Source organism: Kitasatospora sp. MMS16-BH015 (assembly GCF_002943525.1).
In the GTDB taxonomy this organism is placed as follows: domain Bacteria; phylum Actinomycetota; class Actinomycetes; order Streptomycetales; family Streptomycetaceae; genus Kitasatospora.
In genome coordinates this window covers 3,756,981-3,778,718 of record NZ_CP025394.1, presented here as the reverse complement: position 1 = coordinate 3,778,718, position 21,738 = coordinate 3,756,981, and the positions used below count along the sequence as shown (strand labels likewise).

The window sequence follows — 21,738 nt, the reverse complement described above, 5'->3', positions numbered from 1 at the left end:
GACGGGCTACCGCCTGGCGGCGGGTCGGCCGAGCGCCGCGTACTCCAGCGGCGCCGAGGGGTCGATCGCCAGGTCGAAGGGCGCGGCCGGGGCGCCCGCGCGGTGCAGCAGGTCGCCGACGGCGGCGATCATCGCTCCGTTGTCGGTGCAGAGTTCGCGCGGCGGCACCCGCAGGGTGAGCCCGGCGGCCGCGCAGCGCTGCTCGGCCAGCTCGCGGACCCGGGAGTTGGCCGCCACGCCGCCGACCACCACCAGGGTGCCGACGCCGTGGTCGAGGCAGGCCCGGACGGCCTTGCGGGTGAGCACGTCGGCCACGGCCTCCTGGAGGCCGGCCGCGAGATCGGCCGTGGCGGGCGGTTCGGGGCGCTCCAGCAGGCGGGCGGCGGCGGTCTTCAGCCCGGAGAAGGAGAAGCCGTACGGGTCCTCGCCCGGCCCGCTGAGCGGGCGGGGCAGCCGGACGGCGGCCGGGTCGCCGGCCCGGGCGGTGCGGTCGATCGCGGGCCCGCCGGGGTAGGGCAGGCCGAGGATCCGGGCGGTCTTGTCGAAGCACTCGCCGGCCGCGTCGTCCCGGGTGTCGCCGAGGTGGACGATCCGGTCGCGGGCCAGGTCGCGGACCAGCAGCAGCGAGGTGTGTCCGCCGGAGACGATCAGCACCACGCAGGGGTCGGGCAGCGGCCCGTGCGCCAGGGTGTCCACGGCCACGTGCCCGGCCAGGTGGTGCACCCCGTAGAGCGGCACCCCGAGCGCGAAGGCGTACCCCTTGGCCGCGGCCAGACCGACCTGCAGCGCCCCGGAGAGGCCGGGCCCGGCCGTCACGGCCACGGCGCCCACCTCCGCCAGGCCCAGCCCGGCCCGGTCCAGCGCCTCGGTGACCACCGGCGCGACGGCGTGCACGTGCGCCCGGGCGGCGATCTCGGGCACCACCCCGCCGTAGCGGGCGTGCTCGGCCATGCTCGACGCCACGGCGTGCCCGAGCAGCCGCCCGTCCCGGACCAGCCCCGCGCCGGTCTCGTCGCAGGAGGACTCGATCCCCAGGACCACCGTCGACACCCCTGCCACCCCTCCCGTCCTTCCCGCCCGTGCCGCCCGTGCCGCCCTACGTTCCGGCGGGGCCGGCCCCGGTGTCCCGGCGGGTGCCGGTTGGGAAGACGACCGTGTGTCAGGAAGGGCGAGTGCGCCGCTGGAGCGGCCCGCCGACCGACAGGGCACAGCCCCGCTTCTGACATGCTGAAGCAATACTCTCGCTATTGCAACTGACTCGCAATAAGGTGGTCCGGACAAGATCGTCCCCGACCACCGAAAGGTGCCTCCGATGGGCACGTACTCGCTCCCCGACCTCGCCTACGACTACTCCGCGCTGGAGCGCGCGATGAGCGCGGAGATCCTGGAGCTCCACCACTCCAAGCACCACGCGGCCTACGTGAAGGGCGCCAACGACACCCTGGAGCAGCTGGCCGAGGCCCGCGACAAGGGTCAGTACGGCAATCTGGTCGGCCTGGAGAAGACCTTCGCCTTCCACCTCTCCGGCCACGTGCTGCACTCGATCTTCTGGGAGAACCTCTCCCCGGAGGGCGGCGACCGCCCCGAGGGCGCGCTGGCCGAGGCGATCGAGGAGCACCTCGGCGGCTTCGAGGCCCTGCGAGGTCAGCTGACCGCCGCCACCACCGGCGTCCAGGGCAGCGGCTGGGGCGTGCTCGCCTGGGAGCCGCTCGGGCGGCGCCTGGTGGTCGAGCAGGTCTACGACCACCACGGCAACGTCGGCATGGGCACCACCCCGCTGCTGGTCTTCGACGCCTGGGAGCACGCCTACTACCTGCAGTACCGCAACGTCCGGCCCGACTACGTCGAGAAGCTGTGGGACGTCGTGAACTGGACGGACGTCTCGGCCCGCTTCGCGGCGGTCCAGGGCGTCTGACCCGGCCCGGCGCGGTGCCGCCCGGCAGCACCCGGGCGGCGCCGTGCCGTGGAGTCCGTTGGAGTCCGTTGGAGTGCGGCGGAGTCCGGTGGAGAGCAGGCGGTCAGATGCCCAGCCCGCGGGCCCGGGCGGCCGCGTCCGCCAGCAGCCGGTGCACGTCGGCCAGCCGCGTCCCGGGCGCGTCGTTGTACTCGTCCGGCGAGGCCGCCGGGCGGCCGGTGGCGTGCAGCACCTCCATCACCTGCACCCGGGCGCGGCGCGCCTCCACCGGCGTGCCGTAGCCGTACGCGACCACGGCCGCCTGTGCGCCGAGCAGGCAGACCCGGCCCTCCTGGTCCCACATCGCCCCCTGCAGCCAGCCGTGCCCGGCCAGGTAGCGCGAGGTGAGCTCCAGGTGCCCGGCCACGCTGACCCGCACCGGCCGGGCCGGCCGCCGCAACACCCGGTCGAGCGCCGTCCGCCGAGGCACCGGGTACCCCGCGTGCCAGGGCCGTCGGGTCGACCCCAGCGGGCAGACGTACGGCACCGCGAGGCGGGCCGGCCCGGGCAGCGAGGCGAGGTAGGCCTCGATCTCGGCGACCAGGCCGGAGCTGTCGGCGGTGAGTGTCGGCCGCTCGGCGGCCGGAGTGGTGAGGGGCATCCGATCTCCTCGGAGGGTGGGCAGCTTGTGACGTTATGTCCTGGTTCGATCCTCGTCCGTCACCGGGCCGTCCGCCGCCCGGGTCGGGAGACACGGCGGTGCGTGTCGGCCGTCCGGGGCACCGGCCGCCGTCCGGCCCGGGTCGCCGGGGCGCGGGCCGTCGGGCTGGGGGTCGCCGGGACCGTCGGCCGGAGGGCCACCGGGATCGGGCTGCCGGGTCGCGGGTCGCTCCGGCGGGGAGGCGGTCGTACGGTGGACCGGGGGTCGTACTCGGCTCTTAGGAGGCCGTGATGCCAGGTTCAGTCACGATCGGCCACACCGACGCCTTGGTGATGCTCCGCCACCGGGACGCCGAACGGCTGGCCACCATGTTGCGCGAACTCTCCTCCCTGATGACCACCACCGGCGGCGGCCGGCTCTCGGCCGAGCAGATCGCCACCCTCTGCGGGCCGGAGCCGTGCGAGCGCGCCCAGCTCGCGGATTGGACGGCTCGGATGGCCGACTACCTCCGGGACCACCTCTGACCCACCCGGCCGTCTCCGCCGAGTCTCCGGATCAGCCCCGGGGCGTCGGTGGGGCGAGGTAGCGTGCCGGGTATGGCGATCTCTTGGCTGCGGGTCGAGACTCCGCTGCCCAGCGGGGCGGTGTGGTTCGGGGTGACGGCGGTGGGCGTGGCGGCCGCCTCCTTCGAGGTGGAGCCCGGCCGGGTGGTCGAGGGCCCGGAGTGCACGGACGAGTGGCGGGCCGGGGTGGTCCGGCAGCGGGTGGCGGAGTACTTCGCCGGCCGCAGCCGGGGGCTCGAGCTGCCGATCGACTGGCGGTCGGCCAGCGGCCCGCACCGCACCGTGCTGCAGACCCTGCACGCCGAGGTGCCGTACGGCGAGACCGTCACCTACGGCCGGCTGGCGGCGCTGAGCGGTGCGTTCGAGGACCTGAACGACACCGGCGGGCAGGCCGCCCGGGCCGTCGGGCAGATGATGCACGCCAACCCGCTGGCCCTGCTGGTGCCCTGCCACCGGGTGGTCGCCGCCGACGGCCTGGGCGGCTTCTTCGGCGGGCCGCTCGGCCTGGAGACCAAGCGTTGGCTGCTCACCCTGGAGGGCGTGCTGCCCCCCACCCTGGACTGGACGGGCCCGGCCTGAGCCCGCCGGTGCGGCCCACCGGGTCAGACTGCGGCGGCCAGCCGGGGGAGCACCGGGCGGACGCCCGAGACCAGGGTGTAGTCCTGCCCGTCGGGCAGCACGGCCGTCAGCGGCCCGGCGGGCTCGCCGAGGGCCTGGGCCACGGCCGCCCAGGGCAGGTTCAGCCCGCAGAGCCGCAGCTGGTGCAGCCCGCCGGAGGGCCGGGTGTTGACGTCCAGCAGGACGGGCCGGCCGTGGTGGTGGCGGAACTGCACGTTGCTCAGGTAGGAGACCCCGAAGTGGGCCACCAACTCCCGGGCGGGGTCGAGGTATTCGGGGGCGAGGGTGAAGCTGCGGCGGCGGCTGGTCTTGCTCCGGCCGACGGCGGCCAGCGGGGTGCCGTCGGGGGCGCCGAGGCAGTCCACCGAGACCTCCGGGCCCGCCAGGTAGGGCATCACCAGCAGGTCGGCGGCGCCAGGTGCGGCGGCCAACGCTGCCAGCACCAGGTCGAGTTGGACGGCGGCGCCGGGCAGGCCGGCCAACTGGCCCAGCCCGAACGGCTCCCGGGTGAGCACCCGGAAGCCCTCGCCGCCCGCCCCGGTGGCCGGCTTGAGGCAGGCGCGCTCCCCTGATGCCTCCAATTCCTCGACGGCGGCCAGGAGTTCGTCGGCGGTGCGGACGCGGTACCAGGGCGGCACCGGCAGCCCGGCGGCGGCCATCGCCTGGTAGCCGTCGGCCTTGTCGGCGAAGACGGCGATCGCGGCGGCGGGCGGGCAGACCAGCCTGGTGCCGACCGCCTCGAACTCGGACCGGGCCAGGGCGACGGCGAGTTGGTGCAGCCGGGGGAGGAAGACGTCGATGCCGTACCGGCGGCAGTGGTCGAGCGCGTACTCGACGTAGGCGGCCCCGTCGAGCCCGTCCGGTTCCAGCGCGCCGACGTCGGCGGCGGCCAGCACCGGCGAATCCGGATCCACGTGCGTGGCGTGGATCTCGACCGGCCGCGGGGCGGTGCGGAGCTGGTCGACGAAGAAGACGTTCTCGGCGTAGGTGCGGTTCAGCCACACCCGGACGGGGGCGTTCACGGGGGCACCTTAGCGGTCACCGGAGGGGGCGCGGCACGGGGGTGCCCGGGGCGAGAGGTGTTCGAGTGGCGGTGTGGCGCGCTGGGCGGCCGGGAAGGAGTGAGCAGGGCCTTTCCGGTGCATTCGATCGCTTGAGTGAAAAGTATTCGTTCAAATGAACTGCTCGTGCTAATTGTCTGGCATATTCGACCACTCGAATGAGTGATTGCCAGTTCTGTCCCGACACCCCCACGATGGACCTTGCAATGGACGGTAACGGCGTGGGGGCGGTTACCCCATGCCTCGTTGGGGAGGGCTTTTCATGTCGACCGAGACCAGCACTGGTATTCCGGCCCAGGGCGGGCAGCCGGAGGGCCGCCAGCAGACGAGCCTCGGCACCGCGGGCGCGCGGAATCTGGCCACCACGACCAAGTCCGAGCCGCAGATGCAAGGCATCAGCTCGCGTTGGCTGCTCAAGCAGCTGCCGTGGGTGCAGGTCTCGGGCGGCACCTACCGGGTCAACCGGCGGCTCAGCTACGCCGTCGGCCGCGGCCGGGTGAGCTTCGTCAAGACGGGCCAGGAGGTGCGGATCGTCCCGCCCTCGCTGCGCGAGCTGCCGGTGCTGCGCGGGTTCGAGGACGACGCGCTGCTCGCCGAGCTGGCCGGCCGCTTCACCCAGCGCGAGTTCGCCGCCGGCGAGGTGCTGGCCGAGGCGGGCCAGCCGGTCTCCGACGTGGTGCTGATCGCGCACGGCAAGGTCAACCGGATCGGCACCGGCAAGTACGGCGTCTCCACCGTGCTCGGCGTGCTCGCCGACGGCGACCACATGGGCGACGAGGCCCTGGAGCAGCCCGACGCCCTGTGGGACTACTCGGTCAAGGCCGCCACGGCCGGCACCCTGCTCTCGCTGCCCTGGGCCGCCTTCCAGCAGCTCGCCGACCGCTCCCCGGAGCTGCGCGACCAGGTGCTCGCGTACCTCTCGGGCACCCGCCAGGCGCAGAACAAGCACGGTGAGGCCGAGATCGAGCTCTCGGCCGGCCACGAGGGCGAGCACGAGCTGCCCGGCACCTTCGTCGACTACGAGCTCGCCCCCCGCGAGTACGAGCTCAGCGTCGCGCAGACGGTGCTCCAGGTGCACAGCCGGGTCGCCGACCTCTACAACCAGCCGATGAACCAGATCGAGCAGCAGTTGCGGCTCACCATCGAGGCGCTGCGCGAGCGCCAGGAGTACGAGCTGGTCAACAACGCCGAGTTCGGCCTGCTGCAGAACGCGGACTACGACCAGCGGATCCAGACCCACTCCGGCCCGCCCACCCCGGACGACATGGACGACCTGCTCAGCCGCCGCCGGGGCACCAAGTTCTTCCTGGCGCACCCGAAGGCGATCGCCGCCTTCGGCCGGGAGTGCTCCAAGCGCGGCCTCTACCCGACCCCGGTCGACGTGCAGGGCACCTCGGTGCCCGGCTGGCGCGGGGTGCCGATCTTCTCCTGCAACAAGATCCCGATCGTCGACGGCCACACCAGCTCGATCCTGGCCCTGCGTACCGGCGCCGACAACCAGGGCGTCATCGGCCTCCACCAGACCGGCATCCCGGACGAGTACCAGCCCAGCCTCTCGGTCCGGTTCATGGGCATCAACGAGAAGGCGATCATTTCCTACCTGGTCAGCGCCTACTACTCGGCCGCCATTCTGGTACCCGACGCGATCGGTGTCCTGGAGAACGTGGACGTCGCCCGCCCGCGGGATTGACCGACCGAGCGCGAGCGCAATTCGTAAATCCGTTCGCCCCTGAGGGCGAGTGGAATGCAGCGGCGGAGTGCGGCGAGGCGGCCGGGCTTGTTCACCCGGCAGCCGTCGCCGCGCTCCGCCGTGTTTTCAGCCCGGGCATCTCTGCGGCCCGGGTCGTTCTGGGGGAGGAATGCACATGGGAATGTTCGCATTGGAGCGTGAGCGGCAGACCGGTCACGGGGCGGCGGAGGTGCTGGCCACCACCAAGGCGGTGGTCGATCCGGCCCTGCGCGCGGCGGTGGGCGGCATGCCCGGCGCGATGCGGCTGGTCTCGGGCTACCACTTCGGCTGGTGGGAGCCGGACGGCACCCCGGTGGCGGGCGGGGCCGGCAAGGCCGTGCGGCCCGCGCTGGTCTTCGCCGCCGCGCGGGCCGTCGGCGGCGGGCCGGAGGCGGCCGTCCGCCCCGCCGTGGCCGTCGAGCTGGTGCACAACTTCACGCTGCTGCACGACGACGTGATCGACCACGACCCCGTGCGGCGGCACCGCCCCACGGCCTGGAAGGCGTTCAGCACCACCGAGGCCATCCTCGCCGGCGACGCGATGCACTCGCTGGCCCTGCGGGTCCTCGCCGAGGACCCGCACCCCGCCGCCCCGGCCGCCGTCCGCCGGCTGGCCGACTGCGTGGTCGAGCTCTGCGAGGGCCAGCGCGAGGACTGCGCCTTCGAGCAGCGCGGCGACGTGACCCTCGCCGAGGTGCTCGCGATGGCCGAGGCCAAGACCGGCGCCCTGCTCGGCTGCGCCTGCGCCGTCGGCGCGCTCTACGGCGGTGGCGACGAGCGCGCGGCCGACGCCCTGGAGGCGTTCGGCCGGGAGATCGGCCTGGCCTTCCAACTGATCGACGACCTGATCGGCATCTGGGGCGACCCGGCCGTCACCGGCAAGCCGGTGGGCGCCGATCTGGCCGCCCGCAAGAAGTCCCTCCCGGTGGTCTTCGCCCTCGAATCCGGCACCCCGGCCGGCGCCCGGCTTGCCGAGCTCTACGCAAGCCAAGCACCGCTCACCCCGCAGGAGTTGCTCCTCGCCGCCGAGGCGGTGGACGCCGCCGGCGGCCGTGCCTGGGCCCAGGCCGAATCCTGCGAGCGGATGGCCGCCGCGATCGGCCACCTCACCGAGGCGGTCCAGGACCCGGCCGACGCCGAGCAGCTGCTCGCCCTCGCCGAACTGATCACCCGCCGCTCCAGCTGAGATCCCGCCGCCCCGGGTGACGACCCCACCGCTCCAGTCGGCGGCCCCACCGCGCCTTCCGATGGCCCGGCCGTCCCGATCGACGCCCCGGCCCCGGCGCAGCCATGCCCGGACGGCCTCGCCGTACCGACGGCGTGGCCTCGCACCGCCGTCAGAAACCCGTACCGCAGTCAGAAAGGCCACTTCATGACGTGGCAGGACATCGGCATCCTGGTCGCGGTCCTCGCGGCGCTCGCCGCACTGCTCTACCTGCTCCAGCGCTTCGTCCCCCACCCCGTCCGCGAACGCCACAACGAGGTCGCCGGGTTCATCTTCGCCGCCGTCGGCGTGCTCTACGCCGTGCTGCTCGCCTTCGTGGTGATCGCGGTCTGGGAGAACAACGACAAGGCACGGCAGACCACCTTCAAGGAGGCCGACTCACTGGCCGGCGTCTACTGGATCTCCCGGCAGCTACCGGCCCCGCTCGGCCCCGACCTGGAGAAGCAGACCCTCGCGTACGCCAACCTGGTCAAGGACAAGGAGTGGGAGCTGATGAGCAGTCACCAGTCCAGCCCCGAGGCCACCGACCTGATCTACAAGATCCGCTCCGACGTGTTCTCCTTCAACCCGACCACCGCGCAGCAGCAGGTGCTCTACGAGCACGCCGTCGCCAACCTGGAGAACCTGGCCTCCGAACGCCGGGCCCGGCTCAACCAGATCGACGACGAGGTGCCGCCACTGCTCTGGGACGCGCTGATCGCCGGCGCGGCGCTCACCGTCGGCTTCACCTTCCTGTTCGGCCTCTCCAACACCCTCTCGCACACCCTGATGGTGCTGGCCATGAGCGGGTTGGTGGTGATCTCGCTCCTGGTGATCAAGGAGATGGACTTCCCGTTCAGGGGGGTGACGGCCGTGGAGCCGACGGCCTTCGACGTCTTCCTGCATCGCCTGCCACCACCCCGCTAACCCATCGGTCCGTTCACCACCCCGCCGACCCCGTCCGGTCGGCTCAGTGCGCGGCCTCCAGCAGCGCCCGCTCCTTCTCGGCGCCCAGCCCGATCGGCAGGGTGCCCTGGAGGTACGGCGTGCTGCGGGGGCCGCGTTCGGCCAGCCAGGCCCAGGTGTCCCGCACGGACTCGGCCAGCGGGCGGCAGCGCAGCCCGGCCGCGATCGCCCGGGAGGTGTCGCCGCGCCAGATCGCGGTGTAGTCGGGCTGGTCCGGCAGCCAGAACGGCAGCTCCGTCCAGGGGGCGACCGCCCCGGCCAGCAGGGCCGAGTCGTCCAGCCAGACCGGCCGGGCGTCGGAGCCGGTGGCCCGGATGCAGGCCTCGATCAGCTCGCCCATGGTGGAGCTGTCGATCGGGGCCGTGGTCAGGTAGCGGCCGGTCTCGGCCCGTTCGGCCAGGTCGAGGCCGAAGGCCGCGAAATCCCGGGCGTCGATCAGCTGGATGCCCCGCCCCGGCTGCCCGGGGGCGACCACCGGCCCGCCCGCGGCGATCCGCTCCAGCCACCAGAGCAGCCGGCCCAGGCTCTCGTGCGGCCCGATCAGCAGACCGCAGTTGAGGATCAGCGTGTCGGTCGCCCCGAACTCCGCCAGCACCGCCCGCTCGCACCCGGCCTTGAGGTGGTTGCCGGCCGGCTGGTCCGGCGGGGTGTCGGCCGGGCACTCGTGCAGCGTGGAGCCCTCGTCCAGCCGCACCTTGCCCCAGTCGGCGAAGGCGTGGATCGAGGAGACGAACCCGTAGTGCCGCACGTGCGGCCGCAGCACCCGGGCGGCCAGCCCGACGGCGGCCGGCTGCTGGCCGGAGGTGTCCACCACGGTGTCCCAGCGCCGGCCGGCGACCAGCCGGGCCAGGTCGTCGGCACGGTGGCGATCGCCCCGGACGGCCTCCACCCCGGGCAGGTCGGGGCCGGTGACGCCCCGGTTGAAGGTGGTGACCCGGTGCCCGCGCTCCAGCGCCTGTGCCACGTAGGCGCGCCCGAGGAAGTTCGAGCCGCCGAGGATGAGGAAGTCCATGGGGCAAGGCTTCCCCGCTCCACCGCTCGCACGCCAGTACCTCTGCCCAGGGCAGAGCCGGGTCGCCGACGGGGGAGCTGACGGTGCGTCTCCCCAGGTTGACGCGGCGTCACCCCCAGAATGACGGGCAAGATACCCGGCAACAGGGGAGTGCAGCGCCATGGGCAACCCGGCCCTCGTCGATCCGGCGACCGTCCGCAAGACCGCCGCCGAGGCGTGGATCTGGGGGTACCCGCTCCTGGAGAACTACCGCACCCTCTACTCCCAGGCCCTCGACGAGGCGGATCCGCGTTACGTCGGCGGGTTCGGCGTCTTCCGGCACTACCCCGAGCCGTTCAGCTCGGCCAACGCCGACGTGATCGCCCCCAGCACCGACACCCCGTACTCCTGGGCCTGGCTCGACCTGCGGGCCGAGCCCTGGGTGCTGGACGTGCCCGACTTTGGCGACCGCTACCACCTGCTCTCGGTGCACGACCTCGACACCGCGTACGTCGGCTTCATCGGGGCCCGGACCACCGGCCCCGGGCCCGGCCGCTACCTGATCGCCGGCCCCCGCTTCACCGGCGACGGACGGCAGGGCTTCGACGGCGTGCTGCGCGCCGAGACCCAGCTGGTCGGCGTGATCGGTCGCACCTACCTGGCGGGCGAGGCGGACGTGCCCGCCGTCGAGGAGCTCCAGCGCGGCTGCACCCTCCGGCCGCTCAGCGCGGTGCTCGCCACCGCACCGCCACCCGCCGCACCGGACCCGGTCTGGCCGGTCTGGCGCGAGGAGATCCGGGAGACCCTGGACTGGTTCGTCCTCCTCGACTTCCTGCTCGGCTTCTTCCCGCCGCTGCCCACCGAGGCCGACCTCCGCCGCCGGCTCGCCGAACTCGGCATCGGCAGCGGCGACTTCGAGCCGGCCGCGCTCCCGCTGGAGCTGCGCGAGGCCCTCCGGGAGGGCATCGCCGACGCCCGGGCCACCCTCACCGAGGCCGCCGCCGGCCAGACCGATTCGGTCGGCCTCTTCGGCACCCGCGTCCAGCTCGGCGACGACTACCTGGCCCGCGCGATGGGCGCGTACCTCGGCCTCTACGGCCTCCCCGCCGAGGAGGCCTGGTACGGCGGCTGGCTCGCCGACGACCTCGGCCACCGCCCGCCGGACGGCAGCCGCCGCCACACCCTGCACTTCCCCGCCGACGGCCTCCCGCCGGCCCGCCACTTCTGGTCCGTCACCGTCTACCGCCTGCCCGACCGCCTCCTCGTCCCCAACCCCGCCGCCCGCTACGCCGTCGGCAGCCGCACCCCCGGCCTCGCCCACGCCCCCGACGGCTCCCTCACCCTCCACCTCCAACCCCACCCGCCGACCAGCCCGGCCGAGGCCGCCAACTGGCTCCCCACCCCGCCCGGCCCCTTCACCGTCCTGCTCCGCATCTACGGCCCCCGCCCGGCCGCCCTGGACGGCCGCTGGCAGCTCCCGCCGCTGACCACGGTGGACTGAGACGGATCGCCGGGTGCGCGTGCGTCGGCGGAGCACCCGGGGCCGGTGAGGGCCGGTCCCGGACGGGCGGCCGGCCCTCGGATCGCCGCGGTCAGTGCGTCAGGGCTCCCAGGAGGCGGCGCTCCTCCACCGCGCTGAGCCCCTCCTGGCCCGGGGGCAGGCTGCCGCGCGCCTTGTCCCAGGCGAGCGTGTCCGCCAGGGTCCGTGCGAGCGGACGGAGCGTCAGACCGGCGGTCAGTGCGCGTGAGACGTCGACCCGGTTGATGGCTGCGCACGCCGGGTCGGCGATCCACATCGGAACCCCCATCCAGGGATCGGCTCCGGCCGCGAGCAGCCGCTCGCTCGGCACCCAGACCGTCTCGGCCGGTGTGCCGGCCGCCGCGCGGCACGCGTCGAAGAACGTGCCGAAGGCGATCGTCGGCCCGGTCACGTTGAAGACGCCGCCCCGCTCCTTGCTCACGCACCCGACGATCCAGTCGGCGACGTCCCGGACATCGATGAACTGGGCGGCATCCGTCGGGTCGCCGGGAAGCAGCACGCGCCCGCCGCGGGCGAAGCGGCGCGGCCAGTAGGCGAAGCGGTCCGTCGGATCGTGCGGCCCGACGATCATGCCCAGGCGGACGATGGACGCCCGCTCCGCGAACGCGTCACGCACCAGCCGTTCGCTGGCGGCCTTGCGGGCCCCGTACGCGTCCTCGGGCGGCATGCCCGCACGGAGGACGAGCAGTGCGCCGTCCTCGTCCTGCGGCGTGCTCTGGTCCGCGAGGACGGACAGGGACGAGACGAAGACGTACCGCCCCACCCGGCCGCGCAGGGCATCGACTGACAGGCCGACCACCTGGGGGTCGTAGCCGGCCACGTCGACCACGGCGTCCCAACGGCGCCGGGACAGCGCTGACAGGTCTTCGGTGCGATCGCCGATGACGGTCTCGACCCCGGGGAACAGCCCGGGGTTGGTACGACCGCGGTTGAACAAGGTCACCTGGTGGCCGTCGGCCAGTGCGGCCTCGACGAGGGCGCGGCCCAGGAAACGGGTACCGCCGAGGACGAGCAGACTCAGCGGTCGAGAAGGGGTACTGCGCATGATGTGCGACTCCGGAAGGCATGGCGGGGCCCGGGTCGCGGCGGCATGGAACCGCCTCGGACGGCGACCCGGATGAGGGCATGGCGAAGCTCGCTCACGGCACCCATAACCCCACCTCCCCCGGTCGCAGTCGACGTCGGGCACTGTAGTGGCGGAGGTTCGCCGCTCACCAGGGGTTTTCCGTCCGCGCCACGGCAGGGACGGACACGAATCGGTCGAGCGGTCCGCCGGTCCGGTCAGCCGGCCGTCGGGGTGCCCGTGGGTGAGGGCGACGGCGAGGTGGCCGTCGGGGTGGGGGAGGGCTCCGTGCTCGGGGTGGTGGTGGTCGGCTCCGGGGACGGGGCCTGGGTCGGCGTCGGGCTCGGGCTGCTGCCGGCAGGGTTGCCGGTGGGGGAGGGACTGCTCGGAGGCGGCGTCGGGGTGGGGGTGGGCGTGGGCGTGGGGGTGGGGGTTTCGCTCGGCGGCGGGACGGTCGGCGGGCCGCCGCCGCGGCGGGTGGGGCCGCCGGTGAGGGTGACCACGGCCTGGGAGGGGGGCAGGGTGAGGTGGGCCGTCCACTGGGCCTGCGGGGCGCTCGCCTCGTCGACGGTGACGGTGACGGTGATCCGCTGGCCCGGCTCCAGGGTGCCCGAGTCGCGGCTGAGCCGGAGCCAACCGGCATCGCTGAGGGCGTGCCAGTCGAGCGGGCTGCCACCGGTGTTGGTGAGAGTGAGGACGGTGCGGCCCGCGTAGTCGTTGGCCTCGACCATCAGTTGGCCGGGGTCGGGTGCGGGGGCACCGCTGTTCGGTGCCGGGGTGGTCGTGACGGCACCGTCCGGTGCGCCGGGAGCCGAGGCCACGGACACGGCCGCGTGGATGGGCGGCAGCAACGTTTCTTCAGGCGCCGCCGCGGCCAGTTGCAGGGGCAGCGCCCCCGTGCCGGACCGGACGGGCGCGCCGGAGGCGACCGGCCGCGGCTCGGCCGGCCGCGGCAGGTCGACCCGGACGGAGGAGATGGTCGAACTCGCGCCCCCACCCCGGTGCGCGACCCAGAGCGCCACCACCGGAGCCGTGAGCACGGCGGCCACCACTCCTGTGGTCACCACCCGCTGCCGGACGGCCGGGCCGGGCCGCAGCGCCCGCCCGGGTGCCCGGTGCCGGGGGAACCCGCTCTGGTCGAACCGCACCTCCGGCGGCTCCACCCGCTCCTCCCGGGCCCCGCGTCGTCCGGCCGCCCGCCGCCCGGCCGCCGCCCCGGCGTGGAACACCGCCCCGGCACTCTCCCGCCGGGCCCGCCGCCCCGGTCCGGTCCGACCCGCCGACGCCGCGCCCTCCGCCGGCCCCGCCGTGGCCCGTCCTCGCATGCCCCGCCCCGCTGGAGCCCCACTTCCCGCTGGAGTCCCACCGCCCGCTGGAGCCCCACCGCCCGCTGGAGCCCCACCGCCTGCGTTCCCGCTCGCCGCGTTCCCGCCCACGGCCGGGGCGCCGTCCCCTGTAGAGCCGTCCCCCGCAGAGCCGCTCCCCGCCGGATACCCCGGGGCACCCAGGCCCGCCCCGCCGTCCGAGACCGCGTCGCCCAACCCCGCCAGCCGCAGCGCGGCCGGCGCGGGCAGCATCGGCAGCCCGGACAGGTCGGTGAGCCCGGGCCGGCCGGCGGGACCGCCCGCGACCCGGTCGGCGGTGCCCCGGCAGGTCGGACACTCGGCGACGTGCCGCACCAGCTCCCGCCGCAGGGCGGGCCCGAGCACCCACCCCCGCCAGCTCTCCGCGCCGACCCCGCCGAGCTCGGCCAGCACCGGGCAGTTGCCCACCCCGAGCACCAGCAGCGCGGCCCGGGTCCGCCCGACCTCCACGCCCGCCGCCGCCAGCAGCGCCCCGGCCGCCTCGCCCGGGAGGCCGAGCACGGCGGCGATCTCCGCCGGCCGCAGCCGGTGCCGGACGGCCAGCTCCAGCGCCTCCCGCTGCTCCGGCGAGGTGCCCGCCGCCTCCGGCCAGGCCAGCGAGGCCAGCTCACGCTGCCGTTCGGCCAGGAGTTCGGCCGGGAGCCGGGCCGGTGGCCGGGTCGGCTTCCCCGTCGCGGCCGGGGCTCCGCCCGGCCCGAGCCGCCGCAGGCAGCAGTACCGGGCCAGCGAGTAGAGCCAGGCCCGCAGCAGCACGGGGTCGGCCAGCCGGTCGCCGTGCCGCAGCACCAGCGCGTGCACCTCCCGGACGGCGGCGGCCGCCGCTTCGTGCTCGCAGAGCACCGAGAGGCAGTACGTGAACAGCCCGTCCACGTGGTGGTCATAACCCCGCAAGGCGTCCTGGCCGACGTTCGCCGCCCGGGAGGTGGGGGGTTCCTGGGGTGAAAGTCCGGTGGTCATTCGCCCGACGGTAGAGAGGGCACCGCCGCCGTCCGGGCGGTTCCCGGCCGTTGTACTTCTTTCGGGTAACAAGACCGTCGTTCGGCTGCCGGGCCGTGGTAGCGGAGGGGCGGGCACTGTCGGTGGCACCCGCTACGGTTGGCGCCATGGCTGCCCGTACCAAGACCACCGCCAAGCCCCGCCCGGCGTACCGCTGCACGGAGTGCGGCAACCAGCTGCCCAAGTGGGTCGGCCGCTGCCCGGAGTGCAACGCCTGGGGCACGGTCGAGGAGTACGGCGCCGTCCCGATCCGGACCACCGCGGCCGGGCCGGTCAGCTCGCCGGCCAAGCCGATCGGGCAGATCGACGGGCAGGTGGCCACCGCCCGCTCCACCGGGGTGCCGGAGCTCGACCGGGTGCTCGGCGGTGGGCTGGTGCCGGGGGCCGTGGTGCTGCTGGCCGGCGAGCCCGGCGTCGGCAAGTCCACCCTGCTGCTGGACGTGGCGGCCAAGGCCGCCAGTGACCGGCACCGCACGCTGTACGTGACCGGCGAGGAGTCGGCCGGCCAGGTCCGCCTCCGGGCGGACCGGATCAACGCGCTCTCCGACCACCTCTACCTGGCCGCCGAGCAGGATCTGGGCGCCGTGCTCGGCCATATCGACCAGGTGAGCCCGGGGCTGCTCATCCTCGACTCGGTGCAGACCATCGCCTCCGCCGAGCTGGACGGCGCGCCCGGCGGCCCGGCCCAGGTCCGCGAGGTGGCGGGGGCGCTGATCCGGGCCTCCAAGGAGCGCGGGATGGCCACCCTGCTGGTCGGCCACGTCACCAAGGACGGCCAGATCGCCGGCCCGCGCCTGCTGGAGCACCTGGTCGACGTGGTGCTCAGCTTCGAGGGAGACCGACACGCCCGGCTGCGCATCATCCGGGGCGTCAAGAACCGGTACGGCGCCACCGACGAGGTCGGCTGCTTCGAGCTGCACGACGAGGGCATCATCGGCCTGGCTGACCCTTCGGGCCTCTTCCTGACCCGCCGTGACAAGCCGGTGCCCGGCACCTGCCTGACGGTCACTCTGGAGGGCAAGCGCCCGCTGGTGGCCGAGGTGCAGGCGCTGATGGTGGATTCGCAGATCCCCTCCCCGCGCCGGACGACCTCGGGCCTCGAATCGCCCCGGATCGCGATGATCCTGGCCGTGGTCGAGCGGCACGGCGGGGTCAAGCTGGGCAAGCAGGACATCTACACCGCCACCGTCGGCGGGGTGAAGCTCTCCGAGCCCTCCGCCGACCTCGCGGTGGCCCTGGCGGTGGCCAGTTCCTCGACCGACACGCCGCTGCCGAGCAATCTGGTGGCGATCGGCGAGGTCGGCCTGGCCGGTGAGGTGCGGCGGGTGACGGGTGTGCAGCGGCGGCTGGCCGAGGCGCACCGGCTGGGCTTCACCCACGCGCTGGTGCCGCCCGATCCGGGCAAGGTGCCGCCGGGCATGAAGGTGGTCGAGGTGGCCGACATCGGCGAGGCACTGCGGGCCATCCCGGGCCGCCGCCGCGCTGCCGCCAAGCCGCGCGGGGCGGCCGGTGAGCCCCGGGGGGCTGCCGCCGAGCCGGCCGCGCCTGGCCGTTCGGACGCGCCGGCCCGGGCCCTGGAGCTGGCCCGTCGGGCCGCCGAGCGGCCCGTTCCGGCCCACGCGGAGGAGCTCATGGAAGGCTGGGAGCCACTCGACTCTGACGAACTGCTCTGACCCAGACCTTGTTGTTGCCGCACACAGTTAGACTTTCCCCTGTCTAATTGGCATGAAGTGCAGTAATGCAGCGACAGACCGTCGGGCGCCACGCCACACGGTCCGGGTCGACCGGAGGAGTCACGTGGCAGCCAGCGACCGGGGGGACAAGTCCTCCCGCGAAGAGGCCCTGCTGCGGGCCTCCCTCAGTGCCATCGCCCCGGGCACCGGCCTGCGGGACGGCCTGGAGCGCGTCCTGCGCGCCAACACGGGTGGTCTGATCGTGCTCGGCTTCGACAAGACGGTCGAGTCGATCTGCACCGGGGGCTTCGTCCTTGACGTGGAGTTCACCGCCACGCGCCTGCGCGAGCTGTGCAAGCTCGACGGCGCGGTGGTGCTCGACAAGGACATCACCAAGATCGTCCGGGCCGGCGTGCACCTGATGCCCGACTCGACCATCCCCACCGACGAGACCGGCACCCGCCACCGCACCGCCGAGCGGGTCAACCGGCAGACCGGATTCCCGGTGGTCGCCGTCTCGCACTCGATGCGGCTGATCGCGATGTACGTGAACGGCACCCGTCGCGTCCTGGAGGACTCCACCACCGTCCTCTCCCGGGCCAACCAGGCGCTGGCCACCCTGGAGCGATACAAGCTCCGCCTGGACGAGGTGGCCGGCACCCTCTCCGCGCTGGAGATCGAGGACCTGGTCACCGTCCGGGACGTCACCGCCGTGGCCCAGCGCCTGGAGATGGTCCGGCTGATCGCCACCGAGATCGCGGGTTACGTGCTCGAACTGGGCACCGACGGCCGCCTGCTCGCCCTCCAGCTGGACGAGCTGATCCAGGGCGTCGAGCCCGAGCGCGAGCTGGTCGCCCGCGACTACTTCCCCGAGCGGGCGGCCAAGCGCGGCCGGACGGTCCCGGAGGTGCTGGCCGACCTGGAGGCGCTCACCCACGCGGAGCTGCTCGACCTGCAGACGGTGGCCAAGGCGATGGGTTACTCCGGCACCCCGGAGTCGCTGGACGCGGCCGTCTCGCCGCGCGGTTACCGCCTGCTGGCCAAGATCCCGCGCCTGCCGAACACCGTGATCGAGCGCCTGGTCGAGCACTTCGGCGGCCTGCAGAAGCTGCTCGCGGCCAGCATCGACGACCTCCAGACCGTCGAGGGCGTCGGCGAGACGCGGGCCCGCTCGGTGCGCGAGGGGCTCTCCCGGCTCGCAGAATCGTCCATCCTGGAGCGCTACGTCTGAGGCTGCGGCCCGGCCGGGCCCGATCCGTGTGACCGGTCGGGCGGGCTCGGACGGCGGGGCTCGGGTAGCCGGGCTGGGTGGCCGGAAAAGGTCCTACGCCTGACGTCCGGGTGGGGCCGGAGCGTCAGACGTCGGCTTCCCGGCCGGCCGGTGGGGCGGCCTGCCGAGCTGCTGAGACCAGGGTGCTCGTTCTGACGGGCCAGCGACAAGGTGTCTTTCGGGTCGTCGTTCTCCGGCCATCCGCCGGCCATCCGGCCCGTCTGAAATGCGGATGAACCGGGCATTCCGGTCTCTCCATCGCCGCCTGTGTGACGATCAGTGCGCCGGTTCTCACGGTGGCGTGACCGGTGCATCCGCCTGTCGGTACTCATACCAACCGAAGGTTGTCCGGAAATCGCCGGAGTGCCCCGCCGGTGTGCTCCGGCGGGGCGTCAGTTGTCTGGCCAGCCTGCCGTCGCCCCGGCCTTGGAGCCGGCCTCAGGATCGGCCTCCGGGCCGACCTCCGGGTCAGCCTTCGAGGCGGATCGAGGTCCGGGCGGTCGCCGGGCCGCCGGCCGGGCCGTTGAGCGAAGCCTGCACGAGGTAGTTCCCGGCCGGGGCGGCGCTGCCGTCGGTGGTCGCGCACTGCGGCTTGCTGCGGCTGCGGTCCCAGCTGAAGGTCTCGGTCAGCCCGGTGTCGGCCGCGAGCTGCACCCAGGTGCTCTGACGGTCCGCCGGGCAGTCGCCCGAGGACCAGATCCGCTCGTTCGCGGTCGAGGTCACCACGATGGTCGAGGCCGTCCGACCCAGGTCCACCCGGCAGTTGGCGGTGGAGGTGTTGCGGACGGTCAGCAGCAGCTTGGGCTTGTCCTTGCTCTCGTACGCGTTCTGCGAGGGCGCCAGCTCCAGCGTCACCTGCGAGGCGGTGCAGACCGGAAGGGCCATCACCTCGGCCGTGTTGGTGGCCGGCGGAGCCGCAGCCGAACCGCCCGAGCCGCCGCCCGTACCGCCACTGCCCGTACCCCCACCGCCGGTACCGCTGCCGCCGGAGCTGCTGCCCCCGCTGCCGGTGCCGCCACCGCTCGTACCGCCACCGCCCGCGCCGGTGCCGCCGTTGAGGCTCACCTCGCCGCCGGAGCCGCCGCCGGTGGCACCCGTGCCGCCGCCGCCCGAACCGCCGCCGGGGCGGCTGGTGATCGCGGGCCCGCTCGGGGTCGCGCCCGGGGTGATCGACTGGACCGGGGCGGGGAGCGCCGCCTTGTCCGACTTGCCGCCCGAACCGTTCTGACCCGAGGTCAGCCAGAGGATCAGCGCGAGCACGGCGAGCAGTGCGGCGAGCACGACGATGCGCCGCCGCCAGTAGATCGAAGCCGGCAGCGGTCCCACGGGTTGACGCAGAGAGGGCACGCGCAAACTCTACGAGACTGTGTGCGCCCCTTGACGCATCAACACCTCTCTGCCGCCGCTTCTTTCACATGATCCGCCATTTGCTCCGGATGGGGGAGGTGGACGAACCACCTCCGGGTGCCCGCCGAGCACCGGATCGGACGGCCGGGCGGGTGTTCGGATGGGGCTCGGGTGGGGCTCGGGTGGGGTGAGCGGACCCGGGCTCGGGTGGGTGGTCGGGCGTGGGAGGATCGAAGGGCCATGGTTGCCATCACCTCTGCCCCCGCCCCGCTGCTCCACTCGACCGTCCTGGACTGGTACGAGGCGAACGCCCGCGATCTCCCGTGGCGCACCGCCGAGGCCACCCCCTGGGCGGTCATGGTGAGCGAGTTCATGCTCCAGCAGACCCCGGTCAAGCGGGTGCTCCCCGCCTACGAGGCCTGGCTCGCCAAGTGGCCCACCCCCGCCGCCCTGGCCGCCGACGCCCCCGGCGAGGCCGTTCGGATGTGGGGCCGGCTCGGCTACCCCCGCCGCGCCCTGCGGCTGCACGCCGCCGCCGTGGCGATCACCGAACGGCACGACGGCCGCGTCCCCGAGGACCACGCCGCCCTCCTGGCCCTCCCCGGCGTCGGCGAGTACACGGCCGCCGCCGTGGCCTCCTTCGCCTACCGCCAGCGCCACGTGGTCCTCGACACCAACGTCCGCCGGGTCTTCGCCCGCGCCGTGACCGGCGTCGAGTACCCCGCCCAGGCCACCACCGCGGCCGAGCGCCGCACCGCGACCGGCCTGCTCCCCACCGAGTCCGAGACCGCCGCCACCTGGGCCGTCGGCGTGATGGAGCTGGGCGCCCTGGTCTGCACGGCCCGCAGCCCCAAGTGCGGCGAGTGCCCGCTCCGCCGCCACTGCGCCTGGCAGGCCGCCGGCTGCCCCCCGTACGAGGGCCCGGCCCGCCGCGGCCAGACCTACGAGGGCACCGACCGCCAGGTCCGCGGCAAACTCCTCGCCGTCCTCCGCGACGCCCACGGCGAAGTCCCCCAGTCCCACCTCGACGCAGTCTGGCCCGACCCCGTCCAACGCGCCCGAGCCCTCGACGGCCTCGTCACGGACGGCCTGGTCGAGCCCGTGGCCCCGGGGGTCTACCGCCTGCCCAGGTGAACCACCAGGGGCGGCGACCATCGGGGGCGCGGGGAACGGCGCGGGGTCGGAAGAAGCCGACCTGCCACTTGTCACATCGGGCCAGTGGCACCACCTAGGGGCGCGGGGAACTGCGCGCGTGCGGAAGAAGCCGACCTGCCGGCTATCGCATCGAGCCGGTTGCACTGTCCAGGGGCGCGGGGAACGGCGCGAAGCGGGAGGCCGCAGGCCGGACTCTTCCGCACCCGCGCAGTTCCCCGCGCCCCTGAAAGTGCAACCGGCCCGGGCCCCTTTCGGTCAGGTCAGTGCGCTGGTGAGCTCCTCGACGAGCTGGGCGTCGAACGGCTTGCGGATGGCGAGCAGCCGGTACCAGATCGTGCCGAAGACGATGTCCGTGATGGTGTCGGCCGAGAGGCCGTCGGGCAGCTCGCCCCGCTGCTGGGCGCGCTGCAGGACAGCGCCGAGCGCCTCGCGCCGGGGCTGGAGGAACGACTCCCGGAAGCGTTCGCCGAAGGCGGGATCCAGCTGGGCCTCGGCCATCAGCGCCCGTAGGCCCTCGATGATCTGCGGGTGCCGGATCAGCGCGAAGCTGGCGGTCAGGAAGGCCCGGAGGTCGGCCGGGTAGCTCCCGGTGTCGGGGATTGGCACGTACAGCTCCGCCTTGGTGGCCAAGGCGTCGAGCAGGACGTCGGCCTTGGAGGGCCACCAGCGGTAGATCGTCTGTTTGCCGGTGCCCGACCGGACGGCGATGCCCTCGACGGTCAGGCTGCCGTAGCCGACCTCGCCGATCAGGTCGAAGGCCGCCGCCAGGATCGCCAGCCGGCTCTCCTCGCTGCGCTTGCGGCCGGGGCGGGGCGGCTGGGGGGAAGCCGGTTGTCCGTTCATGGCAGTGATGTTAGCTTGAATCGAGACGAGACGTCACGGTTCGAAATGGGGAGTTCGAATGAGTGGGAAGACCGCACTGGTCGTCGGCGGCACCTCGGGCATCGGCCTGGCCACCGCCCGTCGGCTGCAGGCCCTCGGTGCCACCGTGCACATCGCCGGCCGCAGTGCCGACCGGCTGGCCGCCGTGGCCGTGAGCGATCCCGGGCTGGTCGGGCACCGGGCCGACGGCGGTGACCGGGAGGCGATCGCCGGGGTGATCGAGGGGATCGGGACGCTGGACTGGCTGGTGGTCAGCCTGAGCAGCAGCGAGGGGGCCGGGCCGGTGGCCGAGCTGGATCTGGAGCAGCTCCGCCGGGCCTTCGAGGGGAAGTTCTGGGGGCACCTGACCACCGTCCAGGCGGCGCTGCCGCACCTGGCGCCGACCGGCTCGATCACCCTGGTCAGCGCGATCAGCGCCCGCGCTGCGATCCCCGGCACGGCCGGCCTCGCGGCGGTGAACGGGGCCGTCGAGGCGCTGGTCCGGCCGCTCGCGGTGGAGTTGGCACCGCTGCGGGTCAACGCCGTCTCGCCGGGCCTGGTCGACACCCCGTGGTGGAGCGGCCTCCCGGCGGAGGCCCGCGAGGCGTACTTCGCCCAGGCTGCCCGGGCGCTGCCCGCCCGCCGGGTGGCCACCCCCGAGGAGGTCGCCGAGGTGGTGGCCCTGGCCGCCACCAACGCCAACCTCACCGGCACCGTCATTGAGGCCGACGGCGGCGCCCGCCTGGTCTCCCTCGCCTGACGGCGGGAACGGCACTGCCCCG

Annotated in this window: 19 protein-coding genes; 11 read left to right on the top strand and 8 right to left on the bottom strand. The window is 74.1% G+C overall.

All coding sequences use genetic code 11. From position 1 onward, the window contains the following. Positions 1 to 6: 6 nt before the first annotated feature. Positions 7 to 1,059, bottom strand: coding sequence for a tRNA (adenosine(37)-N6)-threonylcarbamoyltransferase complex transferase subunit TsaD (gene tsaD / locus CFP65_RS16385; protein WP_104816797.1), 1,053 nt, complete (start codon positions 1,057 to 1,059; stop codon positions 7 to 9). A 253-nt stretch (positions 1,060 to 1,312) separates the two neighbouring features. Here tsaD and CFP65_RS16380 point away from each other — a divergent pair, with 253 nt between their 5' ends. Continuing rightward, the gene (locus CFP65_RS16380; RefSeq protein WP_104816796.1) at positions 1,313 to 1,915 is read left to right on the top strand and encodes a superoxide dismutase; all 603 of its coding nucleotides are present in this window, start codon (positions 1,313 to 1,315) and stop codon (positions 1,913 to 1,915) included. Positions 1,916 to 2,018: 103 nt separating this feature from the next. Here CFP65_RS16380 and CFP65_RS16375 read toward each other — a convergent pair whose 3' ends face one another. Next, a complete protein-coding gene (locus tag CFP65_RS16375; RefSeq protein ID WP_104816795.1) occupies positions 2,019 to 2,555 on the bottom strand; it encodes a hypothetical protein in 537 nt (178 codons plus the stop codon). A gap of 290 nt (positions 2,556 to 2,845) precedes the next feature. On the opposite strand from CFP65_RS16375, the gene CFP65_RS16370 reads away from it, so the two are divergent. After that, positions 2,846 to 3,079, top strand: coding sequence for a hypothetical protein (locus tag CFP65_RS16370; protein WP_104816794.1), 234 nt, complete (start codon positions 2,846 to 2,848; stop codon positions 3,077 to 3,079). 72 nt (positions 3,080 to 3,151) lie between these two features. Further along, positions 3,152 to 3,697: a methylated-DNA--[protein]-cysteine S-methyltransferase gene (locus tag CFP65_RS16365; RefSeq protein WP_104816793.1), complete on the top strand. Its 546-nt coding sequence runs from the start codon at positions 3,152 to 3,154 to the stop codon at positions 3,695 to 3,697. Between the two features lie 23 nt (positions 3,698 to 3,720). On the opposite strand, the gene CFP65_RS16360 is transcribed toward CFP65_RS16365, so the two are convergent. After that, complete coding sequence (locus tag CFP65_RS16360) at positions 3,721 to 4,758, bottom strand: ATP-grasp domain-containing protein (RefSeq protein WP_104816792.1); 1,038 nt, start codon at positions 4,756 to 4,758, stop codon at positions 3,721 to 3,723. Between the two features lie 301 nt (positions 4,759 to 5,059). Here CFP65_RS16360 and CFP65_RS16355 point away from each other — a divergent pair, with 301 nt between their 5' ends. From CFP65_RS16355 to CFP65_RS16345, 3 genes are all read left to right on the top strand, one after another. Next, positions 5,060 to 6,487, top strand: coding sequence for a family 2B encapsulin nanocompartment shell protein (locus CFP65_RS16355; RefSeq protein WP_104816791.1), 1,428 nt, complete (start codon positions 5,060 to 5,062; stop codon positions 6,485 to 6,487). Between the two features lie 175 nt (positions 6,488 to 6,662). After that, positions 6,663 to 7,712 carry a family 2 encapsulin nanocompartment cargo protein polyprenyl transferase gene (locus CFP65_RS16350; RefSeq protein WP_371682424.1) on the top strand — a complete coding sequence of 350 codons (1,050 nt, stop codon included), beginning with the start codon at positions 6,663 to 6,665 and terminating at the stop codon, positions 7,710 to 7,712. A 186-nt stretch (positions 7,713 to 7,898) separates the two neighbouring features. Next, entirely contained in the window at positions 7,899 to 8,657 is a 759-nt protein-coding gene (locus CFP65_RS16345) for a DUF4239 domain-containing protein (RefSeq protein WP_104816789.1), read from the top strand. A gap of 43 nt (positions 8,658 to 8,700) precedes the next feature. Here CFP65_RS16345 and CFP65_RS16340 read toward each other — a convergent pair whose 3' ends face one another. After that, complete coding sequence (locus CFP65_RS16340) at positions 8,701 to 9,708, bottom strand: NAD-dependent epimerase/dehydratase family protein (RefSeq protein WP_104816788.1); 1,008 nt, start codon at positions 9,706 to 9,708, stop codon at positions 8,701 to 8,703. Positions 9,709 to 9,868: 160 nt separating this feature from the next. On the opposite strand from CFP65_RS16340, the gene CFP65_RS16335 reads away from it, so the two are divergent. Then, the gene (locus tag CFP65_RS16335) at positions 9,869 to 11,188 is read left to right on the top strand and encodes a DUF1254 domain-containing protein (protein ID WP_104816787.1); all 1,320 of its coding nucleotides are present in this window, start codon (positions 9,869 to 9,871) and stop codon (positions 11,186 to 11,188) included. Positions 11,189 to 11,279: 91 nt separating this feature from the next. Here the strand turns inward: CFP65_RS16335 and CFP65_RS16330 are convergent, their stop codons facing one another. After that, the gene (locus CFP65_RS16330; RefSeq protein ID WP_104816786.1) at positions 11,280 to 12,272 is read right to left on the bottom strand and encodes an SDR family oxidoreductase; all 993 of its coding nucleotides are present in this window, start codon (positions 12,270 to 12,272) and stop codon (positions 11,280 to 11,282) included. A gap of 236 nt (positions 12,273 to 12,508) precedes the next feature. After that, positions 12,509 to 14,611 (bottom strand): sigma-70 family RNA polymerase sigma factor, encoded by a 2,103-nt coding sequence (locus CFP65_RS42125; RefSeq protein WP_158702200.1) that lies wholly within the window; start codon positions 14,609 to 14,611, stop codon positions 12,509 to 12,511. A 146-nt stretch (positions 14,612 to 14,757) separates the two neighbouring features. Between CFP65_RS42125 and radA the strand changes: the two genes are divergently transcribed. Both radA and disA read left to right on the top strand, forming a co-directional pair. Further along, the gene (gene radA, locus CFP65_RS16320) at positions 14,758 to 16,323 is read left to right on the top strand and encodes a DNA repair protein RadA (RefSeq protein ID WP_104816784.1); all 1,566 of its coding nucleotides are present in this window, start codon (positions 14,758 to 14,760) and stop codon (positions 16,321 to 16,323) included. Between the two features lie 172 nt (positions 16,324 to 16,495). Further along, positions 16,496 to 17,554, top strand: coding sequence for a DNA integrity scanning diadenylate cyclase DisA (disA, locus tag CFP65_RS16315; protein ID WP_104820924.1), 1,059 nt, complete (start codon positions 16,496 to 16,498; stop codon positions 17,552 to 17,554). 507 nt (positions 17,555 to 18,061) lie between these two features. Here disA and CFP65_RS16310 read toward each other — a convergent pair. Then, a complete protein-coding gene (locus tag CFP65_RS16310) occupies positions 18,062 to 18,940 on the bottom strand; it encodes a hypothetical protein (protein WP_158702199.1) in 879 nt (292 codons plus the stop codon). A gap of 240 nt (positions 18,941 to 19,180) precedes the next feature. Between CFP65_RS16310 and CFP65_RS16305 the strand changes: the two genes are divergently transcribed. Then, positions 19,181 to 20,074 (top strand): A/G-specific adenine glycosylase, encoded by an 894-nt coding sequence (locus CFP65_RS16305; protein WP_104816782.1) that lies wholly within the window; start codon positions 19,181 to 19,183, stop codon positions 20,072 to 20,074. 276 nt (positions 20,075 to 20,350) lie between these two features. On the opposite strand, the gene CFP65_RS16300 is transcribed toward CFP65_RS16305, so the two are convergent. Beyond that, positions 20,351 to 20,938 carry a TetR/AcrR family transcriptional regulator gene (locus tag CFP65_RS16300; RefSeq protein WP_104816781.1) on the bottom strand — a complete coding sequence of 196 codons (588 nt, stop codon included), beginning with the start codon at positions 20,936 to 20,938 and terminating at the stop codon, positions 20,351 to 20,353. Between the two features lie 58 nt (positions 20,939 to 20,996). On the opposite strand from CFP65_RS16300, the gene CFP65_RS16295 reads away from it, so the two are divergent. Then, positions 20,997 to 21,716, top strand: a complete 720-nt coding sequence (locus tag CFP65_RS16295) for an SDR family oxidoreductase (RefSeq protein ID WP_104816780.1) — start codon at positions 20,997 to 20,999, stop codon at positions 21,714 to 21,716. Positions 21,717 to 21,738 lie beyond the last annotated feature (22 nt).

Bases quoted from the DNA above. Each gene is read 5' to 3' on its own strand.
- CFP65_RS16380 (WP_104816796.1), top strand. From the start codon at position 1,313: ATGGGCACGTACTCGCTCCCCGACCTCGCCTACGACTACTCCGCGCTG.
- CFP65_RS16375 (WP_104816795.1), bottom strand. From the start codon at position 2,555: ATGCCCCTCACCACTCCGGCCGCCGAGCGGCCGACACTCACCGCCGAC.
- CFP65_RS16370 (WP_104816794.1), top strand. From the start codon at position 2,846: ATGCCAGGTTCAGTCACGATCGGCCACACCGACGCCTTGGTGATGCTC.
- CFP65_RS16365 (WP_104816793.1), top strand. From the start codon at position 3,152: ATGGCGATCTCTTGGCTGCGGGTCGAGACTCCGCTGCCCAGCGGGGCG.
- CFP65_RS16355 (WP_104816791.1), top strand. From the start codon at position 5,060: ATGTCGACCGAGACCAGCACTGGTATTCCGGCCCAGGGCGGGCAGCCG.
- CFP65_RS16350 (WP_371682424.1), top strand. From the start codon at position 6,663: ATGGGAATGTTCGCATTGGAGCGTGAGCGGCAGACCGGTCACGGGGCG.
- CFP65_RS16345 (WP_104816789.1), top strand. From the start codon at position 7,899: ATGACGTGGCAGGACATCGGCATCCTGGTCGCGGTCCTCGCGGCGCTC.
- CFP65_RS16340 (WP_104816788.1), bottom strand. From the start codon at position 9,708: ATGGACTTCCTCATCCTCGGCGGCTCGAACTTCCTCGGGCGCGCCTAC.
- CFP65_RS16335 (WP_104816787.1), top strand. From the start codon at position 9,869: ATGGGCAACCCGGCCCTCGTCGATCCGGCGACCGTCCGCAAGACCGCC.
- CFP65_RS16330 (WP_104816786.1), bottom strand. From the start codon at position 12,272: ATGCGCAGTACCCCTTCTCGACCGCTGAGTCTGCTCGTCCTCGGCGGT.
- CFP65_RS42125 (WP_158702200.1), bottom strand. From the start codon at position 14,611: ATGACCACCGGACTTTCACCCCAGGAACCCCCCACCTCCCGGGCGGCG.
- radA (WP_104816784.1), top strand. From the start codon at position 14,758: ATGGCTGCCCGTACCAAGACCACCGCCAAGCCCCGCCCGGCGTACCGC.
- CFP65_RS16305 (WP_104816782.1), top strand. From the start codon at position 19,181: ATGGTTGCCATCACCTCTGCCCCCGCCCCGCTGCTCCACTCGACCGTC.
- CFP65_RS16300 (WP_104816781.1), bottom strand. From the start codon at position 20,938: ATGAACGGACAACCGGCTTCCCCCCAGCCGCCCCGCCCCGGCCGCAAG.
- CFP65_RS16295 (WP_104816780.1), top strand. From the start codon at position 20,997: ATGAGTGGGAAGACCGCACTGGTCGTCGGCGGCACCTCGGGCATCGGC.